The sequence below is a fragment of the Rhizobium phaseoli genome (assembly GCF_003985125.1).
GTDB lineage: Bacteria > Pseudomonadota > Alphaproteobacteria > Rhizobiales > Rhizobiaceae > Rhizobium > Rhizobium phaseoli.
In genome coordinates this window covers 217,423-229,536 of sequence record NZ_ML133565.1, presented here as the reverse complement: position 1 = coordinate 229,536, position 12,114 = coordinate 217,423, and the positions used below count along the sequence as shown (strand labels likewise).

Here is a 12,114-nt window from a genome sequence, read left to right as displayed (position 1 = left end):
GCTGGCCTCCTAGCTGACGAGGATCTGGCGGCGGCGTTCGAGCAGGCCGACGATCTGGGTGATCGGGAAAGACACGGCGAAATAGATGAGGGCGACGACGGTGAAGGTCTCGATCGGACGATAAGTCTCCGTCGCCAGCGTCTTGCCCTGGTACATCAGGTCCTGGATCGCCACGATCGCGACTAGCGCGCTCTGCTGGAAGATGACGATGCCGTTGGTCAAAAGCACCGGGATCGAGGCGCGGAACGCCGTCGGGAAGACGATGTAGAGCACCCGCTGCAGCGGATTGAGGCCGAGCGCGATGCCGGCGTCGAGCTGTTCGCGCGGCACCGCCTGGATCGAGGCACGATAGGCCTCGGCATTGAACGCCATCAGATTGAGCCCGAGGGCCATAATGCCCATCGTCATCGGATCGAGGAAGACATCGAACAGCATCGGCACGCAATAGAATATCCAGACGATCTGGACGATGGCCGGCGTGCAGCGGAAGAATTCGACGAACAGCATGAACGGCAGCCGCACGATCTTGATCGGGCTCATGATCAGCAGGGCCAATCCGAAGCCCAGAACGATGCCGATGATGTTCGCGGCCGCCGTCAGCTGCAGCGAAACCCACAGCCCCTGCAGCAGCGGGGCGATGGAGACGGCGCTGAAATCGAACGTGTAGTTCATCTGTGCCTCCTACTGCTTGATGTGGAAGACGCGGTCGATGAATTCCTTGGTGCGTTCCTCGCGCGGAGCGCCGAGCACCTGCTCGGGCGGGCCGTCCTCGACGACCACGCCGCCCGCACAGAAGATGACGCGCGACGCGATGTTCTTCGCGAACCACATGTCGTGGGTGACGATCATCATCGGCATGTCCTGGGCGGCGAGTTGCAGGATGACCTGTTCGACCTCGCTGACGAGCTCCGGGTCGAGCGCCGAGGTGACCTCGTCGAACAGCATCAGCTTCGGATCGAGCATCAGTGCGCGGGCGATGGCGACGCGCTGCTTCTGGCCGCCGGAAAGCTGGGCCGGATAGGCATTGGCCTTGGCGCCGAGCCCGAAGCGCTCGAGCAGAGCCTGGGCGCGGGCGGTCGCCTTCGCCTTGCCTTCTCCGCGCACTTTGCAGGGTGCGAGGATCAGGTTCTGAATGACGCTCAGATGCGGAAACAGCGTATAGTGCTGAAAGACCATGCCGATCGAGCGACGGACATGGGTGTCGATCTGGGTCTTCCTGGCAGCGCCGTCGGAAGAAATATAGGCCTTGCCATCGAAACTGATCGAGCCGCTGTCGATCTGCTCCAGGCCCATCATCACCCGAAGCAGCGTGCTTTTGCCGCCGCCGCTCGGACCGATGACGACGACGCGTTCGCCGGGCTTCATTTCGATATCGATGCCTTTCAGCACCTGGATTGCGCCGCCCCCATAGCTTTTGTGGAGCGCCTGCATTTTCACGAGGGGAAGGCTGAAGGACGTGGTCATGGCCAATCTCCGATGATCGAAGCTTGAAAGGGCCGGGACGATCGTCGCACCGGCCCCAGCGAGGTTACTTCGCGCCCTTGAGGACTTCGTCGACGGCTTTGCGGATCAGCTCGTCGACATGGCCGGTGGCGACCCTCTCTTCGAGGAAGATATTGATCACTTCGACGTCGGCGGCCGAAAGCTGATGCGGCAGGCCGAAAGCGACACCCTGTTTGGCAAGGGCCGGCGTCGGGTTGAGCGCAACCGCCCAATCCGGGTTCGACTGGGTGAAGAGCTGGTTGGTGTCGGAGGCGTCGACCAGGATGTCGGCGCGCTTCGAGGTGACCGCCAGGCGGGTCTCGTCGTTGCCGGGCAGGCGCATGATCGTGGCGTTCTTGACCGCCGCGGAAATGGCCTTGTCTTGGGCCGTGCCTGACATGACCGCAAGAGTTACGCCCGCCTTGTCTATATCGGCCACCGAAGCGACGCCGGCCGCGATCTTCGGATTGTTTTTATTGTAGGCGAGCGAGATCTGGTACTCCATCGCCGGGATCGAGAACTGCACGGCCATGGCGCGCGCCGGCGTCCGGTTAAGCGCGAGCGACAGATCCCATTTGCCCGCCTGCAGACCGGCGACGATATTGTCCCAGGTGGTATCGACGAATTCAGGCTTCACCTTGAGGACGTCGGCAAACTCCTTGCAGAGATCGGCGAAGAAGCCGGTGTACTCGCCCGTCGCCGGATCGCGCATGACATAGGGCGGCGCTACAGCCGCGCCACAACGCAAAGCGCCTGCCTTCTGCACGCCCTGCCAATATCCCTCGGCGGTCTGGGCGTGGGCGGCGGTTGCGGAAAGACCTGCCATCAGGGCGAGCGCGGGCAGCGCCCGCAGGGCGGACGTTATCAAAGAAAGCATTGGGCATTCCTCTTTTGTTGTGCGCGAAGCGCGCGGTTCCACTCGTCGGCTCTGGCCGTTTCTGTTGTTTTCGTGTCGGCTGCGTGTCGACAGGCAAGAATATGTCAACAGCGTGTCGACAAAGTCAAGCGGAAAAATTACATTGCCGACACGCTGTTTTTCTGGCCCAATGGACCTGTCGTAGAGAGAAAGGGACTTAAGTGTCTGAAGAATCGGAAGTGAAACGCATCCGCGGGACCGGCTGGAAGAGCGTCTATGAAACGCTGCGCAACGAGATCCTGTCGCTCGCTCTGCCGCCCGGTCAGCTTCTCGACGAGATGACGCTCGCCGAACGCTTCGACATGTCGCGCTCGCCGGTGCGCGAAGCGCTGATCCGACTCGGTGCCGACGAGCTGGTGGTGACGCTTTCCAACCGCAGCACGATCGTCGCGCCGATCGAAGTGGCGACCTTTCCGAAATATGTCGAGGCGCTCGACATCGCCCAGCGCATGAATACGCGGCTGGCCGCGGCACTCAGAACCGAGGCCGACCTGAAGATCATCGCCAAGCGGTTGAAATCGTTCGAGGCGGCGGTCAGGACAGGCAATCACCTCGCCATGTCGGAAGCCAACAAGGAATTCCACATGGCGATCGCCCATGCCGGAAAAAACCAGTATCTCGCCTCGTTCTACGAGAAGCTTTTGTCGCAGGGCCAGCGCATGCTGCACCTGCATTTCGAATATCTGGAGCGGACGCATGAGGGCTATCTGCTGACCGATGAGCACACGCTGATGCTCGATGCCATCAGGGACAAGAACGTTGATTTGGCCGACGAGCTCGCCCACGCCCATACGCGCCAGTTCCAGGACAATTTCATCAACTTCATGCGCGAGAACTACACGACGGATGTCGCGCTGGGACCGCTGCGGGCTGCGGAGTAACAGTGATGATCAACAGCATTGGATTCGTCGGCACCGGCGCGATCACCGAAGCAATGGTTCGCGGGCTTCTGGCCGCACCGGCCTACGCCTCCGAGGTCCACGTTTCGCCGCGGAGCGCGCACATTGCCGCGACATTGGCAGAGGAGTTCGCCGCCGTCAGGATTGCCGGCGACAACCAGATTGTCGTTGATCGCAGCGACATGGTGTTCCTGGCGATCCGGCCGCAGATCGCCGAGGAGGTGGTGCGGGCGCTTTCCTTCCGGAAGGGCCAGATGGTCGTCAGCCTCGTTGCAGCGACGGAGCGTCAGGCGCTTCTCGATTGGATCGGTGCAGACGTGCACCTCGTCCAGGCCATCCCCCTGCCCTTCGTCGCACAGCGGCGAGGCGTCACCGCCATCCTCCCGCCCGATGCCGTCGTCGCGGCGCTGTTCGATACGCTCGGAACCGCCGTCCAGTGCCAGTCGAAAAAGGAATACGATCTTCTCGCAGCGGCCAGCTCTGTGATGTCGACCTATTTCGGCATAATGGAAACCTTGGCCGGCTGGCTGGAAAAAAGCGGCCTCGAAAGGCCTAAAGCAAATGCCTACATCGCGCCGCTTTTCGCAAGCCTGGCGCAGAAGGCCAACAGCCCAGGCACCGAGCCGTTCAGCGCGCTAAGCCGCGAATTCGCCACCAAGGGCGGACTGAACGAGCAGGTTCTCTCCGACGTTGACAAGAAGGGCGGCCTCGCTGCGCTGACCGCAGCGCTCGACGGCGTGCTCGCCCGAATCGAGGGCCGCAGCAACTGAAGCGCGCGCAGCCCGCCCGCCGAGGGAGGCGGGTGTTTGCCGCACGACGATCCTCGAATGCATCGGCATCGCCGGCAAGCGCGTTTGATTCCGCTCCGCCGTCGAAAATCGCGGTTGCAATAATCGAAGAAATGCAATTTAGCTCTCACGATGAGTCACGAAACTACTTTTGCTAGAGAAAATATCCTCGCCCGGCCGCCGGCGGCAGGGTGGCCGAATTTCTCCGGCCTGCCGGTTCCGGCCGATCGCGATCGCATTCCCTCCAATTAGCTGATCTGACGAACTGTGACGTCCCCGCCGCACTGCGAGCAGAGCGCCGCCGGCGCATATTCCATTATTCCCCCGCATCTACTTTCAACACAAGGACATCTCCATGAAGCATCTGCGCAATTTTCACCTGATGATGGCAAGCACCGCGTTCCTGACACTGGCTGGCCCGGCGCTGGCCCTCGACGGCACGGATATGATGAAGAAGCTTAGCGCCGCAACCAACGCCGGCGGCACGGTCATCACCTTCGAGAAGGCCGAAGTCGACGGCGACACGGTGAAGGCAACAGGCGTCCAGGTGGGATTTGCGAACCTGCCCGGCGACACGCTGAAGATCGGCGACCTCACCTTCGAGGGCGTCGAGGAAAAAGAAGGCGGCGCCTATTACGCCAAGACCCTTTCCTTCCCGGATATCGATATCAGCCAGGAGGGAGGACGCTTTTCCGCCAAGGCGATTCTGTTCACCGGCCTGACGATTCCCGCCAATGCGACCGGCGAGACGCTGGACGATATCCTCCTCTATGAAACCGCCAGCACCGGGCCGATCGCGCTCAACATCAAGGGCAAGGATGTGCTTGCGATCGAAGGCGTCGAAGCAAACATGGGGCGCCAGGACAGCGGCTTTGCCTACGACGCCAACGTCGCCGGATTCAAGGCCGACCTGTCGCAAGTCGAGGATGCGGCTGCGAAGGAGGCCATCGAGAAGCTCGGACTGACGACGCTCGACGGCACCATGACGATGAAGGGAAGCTGGGAAGTCGAAAGCGGCAAGGTTGTCCTCGACGAATATGCTTTCGATTTCAAGAATGTGGGCCGGCTGAACTTCGCCGTCGACTTCTCCGGTTATACGCTCGGCTTCATCAAATCGCTGCAGGAGGCGGTCAAGACAGCCGAAGCCAATCCGAACAAGGAAGAGGCCAATCAGGCCGCCGGACTTGCGATGATGGGGCTGATGCAGCAGCTGACGTTCAACAGCGCCTCGATCCGCTTCGACGACGCCTCGATCACCAAAAAGGCGCTCGACTATGCCGGCGCGAAGCAGGGCGTCACGGGTAACGAACTGGCACAATCGCTGAAGGCGCTCATTCCGATGGTGATGGCGCAACTCAACATGCCGGAACTGCAAAACCAGATATCGGCGGCCCTCAATACCTATCTCGACGGGCCGAAGAGCCTGACGATCAGCGCCGCTCCGGAAAAGCCGGTTCCCGTGCCGATGATTGTCGGTGCAGCCATGGGTGCGCCGAACACCATTCCAACGGTGCTCGGCGTCAAGGTTTCGGCGAACGACTAAGTCAAGATCAACCGCCGGAGGCGGATCGTTTATCGGTCCGCCTCCGGGATCATCTTTCCGCAATCACCGCGCGCTTTTGCGAAATCCCACTAAAAGGTCGGCGGCGTGCAGGCGCTGATAACCTCGCAGGGCACCGGTCCGACGCAGCGGAACCGATGCGGGCGCCGGCTTTCGAAATAATAAGCATCCCCCGGCCCAAGGATACGCCGCTCGTCGTCGACCGTGACCTCGAGCCTTCCCGAGAGCACGACCCCACCCTCCTCCCCTTCGTGAACAAGGGGAATTTTTCCGGTGTCGCCCCCCGGCTGGTAGCATTCCTTCAAGATCTGCAGACTGCGCCCAAACAGGGTTTCGCCGACTTGCTTGTAGGAAATGGCGCCCTTGCCGATCTCCACCAGCTCCTCGGCGGCGTAGAAGGCCTTTTTCGGACGCTCCGGTTCGAAGGCGAAGAATTCCGCCAGCCCGATCGGAATGCCATCGAGGATCCGTTTCAGAGCGCCGACCGAAGGATTGGAGGCGTTCGATTCGATCAGTGAGATCGTCGAGTTCGGCACGCCAGTGCGTTTGGCGAGCTCACGCTGGGAAAGCTTGTGGGCAATGCGCAAGTGGCGAAGGCGGCTGCCGATATCGACTGACATGATGGATCCGTTTGCGTTGTCCAGAATATCGCAAACTCTATCTTCTTCATTGTTCAATTTCAATAACTTGCATCGGAAAAGAAAAGGACTTGTTTGAAGGATGGAAATTGCCATTCTCCGGGCGATTTCAAAGGAGGCCAGGATGGATCAGATCAGCAAGACGAACGCGCCCGTACTCGAAAATTTCTGGATGCCGTTCACCGCCAACCGGCAATTCAAGGCCGCGCCGCGCCTGCTGGCTGCTGCCGAAGGGATGTATTACACCGACGTCGATGGAAACCGGGTGCTGGACGGCACGGCCGGCCTCTGGTGTTGCAACGCCGGCCACGGCCGCAGGAAGATCGCCCAGGCGGTCGAGCGGCAGCTCGCCACGCTCGACTATGCGCCGACCTTCCAGATGGGGCATCCGATCGCCTTCGACTTCGCCGCCAAGCTTGCTGCGAACGCGCCGGGCGGGGCTGACGCCAAGCTCGACCGGGTCTTCTTCACCGGCTCCGGCTCGGAATCGGTCGACACGGCGTTGAAGATGGCCATCGCCTATCAGCGCGCGATCGGCCAGGGCACGCGCACCCGGATCATCGGCCGCGAAAAAGGCTATCACGGCGTCGGCTTCGGCGGCATTTCCGTCGGCGGCCTCGTCAACAATCGGCGCGTCTTCCCGCAGATCCCGGCCGATCACATGCGCCATACGCTTGATATCGGGCGCAATGCCTTTTCGAAGGGGCTTCCCGCGCATGGCGTCGAACTCGCGGACGATCTCGAGCGCCTGGTGCAGTTGCACGGCGCCGAAACCATCGCAGCCGTCATCGTCGAGCCGATGTCGGGATCGGCCGGTGTTGTCCTGCCGCCGAAGGGTTATCTGGAAAAGCTGCGCGCCACCGCGGACAAGTACGGCATCCTGCTGATTTTTGATGAGGTCATCACCGGCTTCGGCCGCCTCGGCACACCTTTCGCGGTGGATTACTTCGGCGTCGTACCCGATCTCGTCACCACGGCGAAGGGCCTGACCAACGGCGCTGTTCCCATGGGCGCGGTCTTTGCCAGCCGCAAGGTCTATGACGGGCTGATGGTCGGCCCGGAAAATGCGATCGAGCTCTTCCACGGCTATACCTATTCCGGCCATCCGGTCGCCTGCGCCGCCGGCCTCGCCACGCTCGAAATTTACGATGAGGAAGGGCTGCTGACCCGCGCAGCCGACCTGGCCGTCTACTGGCAGGACGCCCTCCATTCGCTAGCGGGCCTGCCTGCTGTCGTCGACATCCGCAACCTCGGCCTGGTCGGCGCAATCGAACTGGCGCCGCGTGATGGCGCTCCCGGAACACGCGCCTACGACGTCTTCGTCGACTGCTTCAACAAGGGACTGCTGATCCGCGTGACCGGCGACATCATCGCCCTCTCTCCACCGCTGATCATCGAGAAGGGCCAGATCGACACGCTCGTCTCGACGCTTGGGGACGCCTTGAAGCGCGCAGCCTAGGCTGCCCGACATCGAAGTATCTCGCCATAAAACGGGGAATGGCCGACGTACCCTTGGTCTGCCAGACCGGCGAGACCATGGCAGCGGCGCCATTACAAGCAGCGAGTGGGAAGAATTCTGACGCCGCCCGCCGCTCTCGGACCGCCCGCACGTTGACGATCATCGCAGCCGGCTGACGCGAAGCCCGGATCACGCCCATGACCAACCGCAGAATATGCGGCCGGCCATGGGCAGGCTTGCCTAGATCAGACCTTCAAGGTCTGCGACGGCAGCTGGCCGAACCGCTTCTTATGTTCGGCGGCAAAACGTCCGAGATGCGTAAAGCCCCATCTGAGCGCGATATCGGCGACGGCCTGCTTCGAGCCGGCTTCGAGCAGATCGCGATGAGCGGCGACCATCCGGATTTCGTGCAGGTAGGCGATCGGGGTGGTGTTCCTGAACTGCCGGAAGCCTTGCTGTAAAGTCCGGGTGCTCACCTTGGCCGCCGCCGCAATCTCGCTGAGCGAGATCGGTTCGGCGATATGTTCGTGCATGAAATCGATGGCCCATTTCACGTGCCGAGGAGCCGGCATCGGCGCGCTCGCCCCGAGCTCATCCGAATAGCGATTGGGACAACTCTCCAGAAGCAGATAGATCGCCGCGTCGCTAAGCGAACTGACGGCGAGCGGCGAGCGGCGCAACGGCCCGTTGCCGGTAAGACCGCCGTGAAGGTTGGCGACGATTTTCTGCAAGGCGAGTCCCGCACCGGCCGTCAGATCGATATCGGGATGAATATCGAGATCGGCGCTGATCGTCCGCTCCAGCATATGCGTGAGGCGCCTGGAGATGCTCGCCTGATCGATGAACAGGCAGAGATGACGGCGTGTGCCGAAAATGGCGGTGCCCCTGGCACGGCCGGGCTCCAGGATTGTACCGCGGCCGGGGACCGAATAGATCGGCCCCTGCCTTCCCCCGAAAGACATATTCCCTTCCGTCGGCAGAAATATAGCCATCTTTTCGCTGATCCCTTCCCGCTTGGAGAAGATCGTGCCCTCATAAGCGCAATCGCCAACGCTCACATCTCCCAGCGAGATGAAATTGCAGCTGTATGCGATCGGCATATTGCCATCGGCAGTAATCTTGATCGAAGCTTTCGGCGTCGACAATGCTTCCGAAAGTTCGTCCGGATCCGTCCCGCTTTCGGCCGTTTCCCGAAACGGGAAGCTCTGCGTTGCAGAGTGGCGGGCGGAACTGGTATCGGCAGGCTTATGCGAATAAAGGGTCATATAGGATATCGAAAATTCCCTTGGATAATAACCAATTCCTACAGATAACCACCTTTCTGTTTCACGTCACCTCGTGAGATTTCAGGTGTAACGGCTGATGGCAAGGTCCTTTGCATTGATTTCCGGCTTGGCGCCGCTGACAAGATCAGCAATGAGCCGGGCCGAGCCGGTGCTCATCGTCCAGCCAAGGGTGCCATGCCCGGTATTGAGGAAAAGGCCGGCGATCTTGGTTGGGCCGATGACCGGCGTACCGTCGGGCGTCATCGGACGCAGGCCTGACCAGAAAGAGGCCTTCGACACATCGCCGCCGGGGAAGAGATCGGTGACCGAATGCTCCAGCGTGCTGCGGCGGGCGAGGCCGAGATCGTTGGTATAACCTGATATTTCGGCCATGCCGCCGACGCGGATGCGGTCGCCGAGCCGGGTGATGGCGATCTTGTAGGTTTCGTCCATGACGGTCGATTCCGGCGCACGGGAGGCATCGGTGATCGGGATGGTCAGCGAATAGCCCTTGACCGGGTAGACCGGCAGGCGGATCCCGAACGGCTTGAGCAGCAGCGGCGAATAGCTGCCGAGCGCAACCACCACGGCCTCTGCCCTCATCCGCTGGCGCTCGCGATCGGGATCGCGATCAGTGACGACCCCGCGCACGCGGCCGGCTTCGACGTCCAGCGCCTTGATCGTCGTGCCATAGGCGAAGCGGACGCCGAGCGCTTCGGCTTGGGCGGCGAGCGCATTGGTGAATTTGAAACAGTCGCCGGTCTCGTCCTTCGGCGTCAGCAGACCGCCGACGATCTTTTCGCGCACGTGCCTCAGCGCCGGTTCGACGCGGATGCAGCCGTCCTGGTCCAGCACCTCATAGGGAATGCCGTCCGCCGCCAGCGCCTTGACATCTTTCGCCGAGGCATCGAGCTGCTGCTGCGTTCGGAACAGCTGCAGCGTTCCCTGCATGCGTTCGTCATAGGCAATCCCGGTTTCGGCGCGAAGCTCGGCGAGCGCGATGCGACTGTAATCGGCAAGGCGCAGCATGCGGCTCTTGTTGATCGCGTAACGCTCCGAGGTGCAGTTCGACAGCATCCTTGTCATCCAGGCAAGCATGGCCATGTCGAGTTTCGGGCGCAGGATGAGCGGCGCATGTTTCATGAACAGCCATTTCATGGCCTTGGCAGGAATGCCGGGGGCTGCCCAGGGCGAGCAATAACCGAAGGAGACCTCGCCGGCATTGGCAAAGCTCGTCTCCAGCGCCGGCCCCGATTGCCGGTCGACGACGGTAACCTCATGACCTGATTTGGCCAGCTGATAGGCGGATGTGACGCCGACGATGCCGGCCCCCAGAACGATGACTTTCATGATTTCCTCAAGAACAATGCCGGCCGGCTCTCAGCAATATTGCCTGTCGTAACGATCGCCCAGACCAGTTAGGATTTCGTAAGATATCGTTCCGGCAGCGCCAGCCACGTCTTCCAGCGTTTGGTTCGGGCCAAGCACTTCGACAAGGCTTCCAAGCCTCAGCGCCCCCTCGGGCAAAGCCGTGATATCGACAGTCGCGCTGTCCATCGACACGCGCCCGACGATCGGCAGACGGATACCCTTGTGATAGACGGCGCCGCAATCGCCGAGACTGCGCGGCAGGCCGTCGGCATAGCCGGCGGCGATGGTGGCAAGGCGGGTTTCTCTGCGCGTCACATGCGCGCCGCCATAACCGATCCTGGCGCCCGAAGGTACGGTGCGCGTCTGCACGACGGCGACGTCCAGCCTGACGACCGGTTCCATCGGGTTCGTGCCGCCGGCGTTCGGTGCGCCGCCATAAAGGGCGATGCCCGGGCGGGCGAGCACGCCATGATAGGCATCGCCGAGAAAGACGCCGCCGGAATTGGCGAAGGAGATGTCGAAGCCCGGAAATTCATCGGCAATGCGCGCCATCTCGGCAAGCTGGTCGCCGTTCTGGCCGCTATCCAGCTCGTCGGCACAGGCCAGGTGGCTCATGATGAACAGGATCTCGACATTGGCGCCGTCGCCGATGACTGCCGCCAATTCGGCTCGCTCTTCCCAGGGAAAGCCGAGCCGCGACATGCCGGTGTCAAACTGCAGAACGGCCGGCAGGCTGCGCGTCAGCAAGCGCGCGGTCGCCGACCATTGCCGCCACTGCGCGAGCGAATTGAGAACCGGAATGATACCGCTTTCGGCGCAGGCGACCTCGTTGCCTGGCTGCAAGCCGTTCAGCACGAATATCTGGGCATCCTCGGCAAGGGCTGGCCGCAGCCTCACGGCCTCGACGAACTGGGCGACGAAGAAATGCCTGCAGCCCTGATCATAGAGCGTTTGGGCGACCCGTTCGGCGCCGAGACCATAAGCGTCGGCCTTGACGACGGCTCCCGCGCGGACCGGCGCCAGCATCGACGCGAGCTTCAAATAATTGCGGCCGAGTGCGGCAAGATCGATCGTCAGATAGCCGGTGGCTCCCTGCGTGATCGTAACGGTGCGTTCGCGGGAACCCAAAATGTCGCTATCCATGTCCACCCCATCTGAATGTCAGAAGCTTATGAAATAATGAGCGAAATTGCCGATGATTCTGTCGTTGATTATTGCACGTGCGGTCTATTATTCGCATAATAAATCATGATCTGAAGGAAACGTTCATGCCTGCCCTCGACCTCATCGATCGCAATATTCTCAGACTGCTGCGCCTGGACGCGCGCATGAGCAACGCCAAACTCGCCGCCGAGATCGGCCTTTCACCCTCGGCCTGCCTGAGACGCATCAAGATCATGGAAAAATCAGGGGTCATCCGCGGCTATACGGCGCTGGTGGACACCGGCAATGCGGATGAAATGATCGCCGTTATCATCAACATCACGCTTGAACGGCAGACCGAGGAGCATCTCGACCGCTTCGAGGCGGCGGTCCGCCGGCATCCGGAAATCCGCGAATGTTTTCTGATGACCGGTGGTTCGGATTATTTGCTGCGCGTCGAGGTCGCCAGCGCGGGCGAGTTCGAGCGGATCCACAAGGAAATTCTTTCGACCTTGCCCGGCGTTCTGAGGATTCATTCCAGCTTTTCGATTCGCAACGTTCTGGCGACACGCACCAAGGGCCGGCGATAAAC

General features: G+C 61.4%; 12 protein-coding genes. 5 read left to right on the top strand and 7 right to left on the bottom strand.

Going from position 1 to position 12,114, the window contains the following annotated elements:
* Window positions 1-9: 9 nt before the first annotated feature.
* The 3 genes from EFD56_RS01060 to EFD56_RS01050 form a co-directional block, all read right to left on the bottom strand.
* Window positions 10-672, bottom strand: coding sequence for an amino acid ABC transporter permease (locus EFD56_RS01060; RefSeq protein ID WP_010025109.1), 663 nt, complete (start codon window positions 670-672; stop codon window positions 10-12).
* Between the two features lie 9 nt (window positions 673-681).
* A complete protein-coding gene (locus tag EFD56_RS01055; RefSeq protein WP_012490129.1) occupies window positions 682-1,464 on the bottom strand; it encodes an amino acid ABC transporter ATP-binding protein in 783 nt (260 codons plus the stop codon).
* A 64-nt stretch (window positions 1,465-1,528) separates the two neighbouring features.
* Window positions 1,529-2,359, bottom strand: a complete 831-nt coding sequence (locus EFD56_RS01050) for a substrate-binding periplasmic protein (protein ID WP_010008725.1) — start codon at window positions 2,357-2,359, stop codon at window positions 1,529-1,531.
* A 200-nt stretch (window positions 2,360-2,559) separates the two neighbouring features.
* On the opposite strand from EFD56_RS01050, the gene EFD56_RS01045 reads away from it, so the two are divergent.
* The 3 genes from EFD56_RS01045 to EFD56_RS01035 all read left to right on the top strand — a co-directional run bounded on the left by EFD56_RS01045 (window position 2,560) and on the right by EFD56_RS01035 (window position 5,628).
* Window positions 2,560-3,279 carry a GntR family transcriptional regulator gene (locus tag EFD56_RS01045; protein ID WP_037146392.1) on the top strand — a complete coding sequence of 240 codons (720 nt, stop codon included), beginning with the start codon at window positions 2,560-2,562 and terminating at the stop codon, window positions 3,277-3,279.
* Window positions 3,280-3,281: 2 nt separating this feature from the next.
* Window positions 3,282-4,067, top strand: a complete 786-nt coding sequence (locus EFD56_RS01040) for a pyrroline-5-carboxylate reductase (protein WP_086003895.1) — start codon at window positions 3,282-3,284, stop codon at window positions 4,065-4,067.
* A gap of 373 nt (window positions 4,068-4,440) precedes the next feature.
* Window positions 4,441-5,628, top strand: a complete 1,188-nt coding sequence (locus tag EFD56_RS01035) for a hypothetical protein (protein ID WP_126904438.1) — start codon at window positions 4,441-4,443, stop codon at window positions 5,626-5,628.
* An 89-nt stretch (window positions 5,629-5,717) separates the two neighbouring features.
* Here the strand turns inward: EFD56_RS01035 and EFD56_RS01030 are convergent, their stop codons facing one another.
* Entirely contained in the window at window positions 5,718-6,266 is a 549-nt protein-coding gene (locus EFD56_RS01030) for a cupin domain-containing protein (protein ID WP_037114264.1), read from the bottom strand.
* 142 nt (window positions 6,267-6,408) lie between these two features.
* Here EFD56_RS01030 and aptA point away from each other — a divergent pair, with 142 nt between their 5' ends.
* On the top strand, window positions 6,409-7,743 hold the full coding sequence (aptA, locus tag EFD56_RS01025) for an omega-aminotransferase AptA (RefSeq protein WP_012490134.1): 1,335 nt from the start codon (window positions 6,409-6,411) through the stop codon (window positions 7,741-7,743).
* A 245-nt stretch (window positions 7,744-7,988) separates the two neighbouring features.
* On the opposite strand, the gene EFD56_RS01020 is transcribed toward aptA, so the two are convergent.
* The 3 genes from EFD56_RS01020 to alr form a co-directional block, all read right to left on the bottom strand.
* Window positions 7,989-9,008, bottom strand: a complete 1,020-nt coding sequence (locus tag EFD56_RS01020; RefSeq protein WP_004672075.1) for a helix-turn-helix transcriptional regulator — start codon at window positions 9,006-9,008, stop codon at window positions 7,989-7,991.
* Window positions 9,009-9,089: 81 nt separating this feature from the next.
* Window positions 9,090-10,358: a D-amino acid dehydrogenase gene (locus EFD56_RS01015; RefSeq protein ID WP_004672077.1), complete on the bottom strand. Its 1,269-nt coding sequence runs from the start codon at window positions 10,356-10,358 to the stop codon at window positions 9,090-9,092.
* Between the two features lie 30 nt (window positions 10,359-10,388).
* Window positions 10,389-11,522, bottom strand: a complete 1,134-nt coding sequence (gene alr / locus EFD56_RS01010) for an alanine racemase (RefSeq protein WP_012490136.1) — start codon at window positions 11,520-11,522, stop codon at window positions 10,389-10,391.
* 125 nt (window positions 11,523-11,647) lie between these two features.
* Between alr and EFD56_RS01005 the strand changes: the two genes are divergently transcribed.
* Window positions 11,648-12,112 (top strand): Lrp/AsnC family transcriptional regulator, encoded by a 465-nt coding sequence (locus tag EFD56_RS01005; RefSeq protein WP_010021586.1) that lies wholly within the window; start codon window positions 11,648-11,650, stop codon window positions 12,110-12,112.
* Window positions 12,113-12,114: the final 2 nt, after the last annotated feature.